The sequence below is a fragment of the Aquipuribacter aurantiacus genome (assembly GCF_051216895.1).
In the GTDB taxonomy this organism is placed as follows: domain Bacteria; phylum Actinomycetota; class Actinomycetes; order Actinomycetales; family JBBAYJ01; genus Aquipuribacter.
This window is the reverse complement of the sequence record NZ_JBPKAO010000050.1, coordinates 1-445: the sequence shown is the minus strand read 5'-3', so window position 1 is coordinate 445 and position 445 is coordinate 1. Positions and strand designations below refer to the sequence as shown.

Below are 445 nucleotides of genomic sequence, written 5' to 3'. Positions count from 1 at the left end.
GACCCTGCTTGACCGGGAAGCGATCCCGGTGCTCGTCGAGGGACCGATGGACGCCATCGCCGTCACCCTCGCCAGCAGCGGCCGCCACGTCGGTGTCGCCCCCCTCGGTACCGCGCTGTCCGACCAGCAGGCCACCCAGCTCGCCCAGCACCACGACCGCACCAGCGTGGACCCGGTCGTGGCGACCGACGCGGACCTCGCCGGTCGCCTCGCCGCGGAACGCGCCTACTGGACCCTCACCCTGCACGGCATGGACCCTGCCCTGGCCGCCCTCCCGGCGGGCGCCGACCCCGCCGACCTCTACGCCAACGACGGAGGCCGCCGGTTGCAGCACGCACTGCAGGTGGCCCGGCCTCTTGCCGACACCCTCGTCGACGAGCGTCTGGCCCACCTCCCGCCGCGGCAGGCCCTCGAGGCCGCCGTGGCCGTTGTCGCCGCCCGGCCA

Annotated in this window: 1 protein-coding gene; it reads left to right on the top strand. The window is 75.5% G+C overall.

Annotation, left to right across the window (positions count from 1 at the left end; genetic code table 11):
* Window positions 1–28: 28 nt before the first annotated feature.
* The coding region (locus ACR80Q_RS18355) for a toprim domain-containing protein (RefSeq protein WP_435379094.1) at window positions 29–445 on the top strand (417 nt) is incomplete at its 3' end.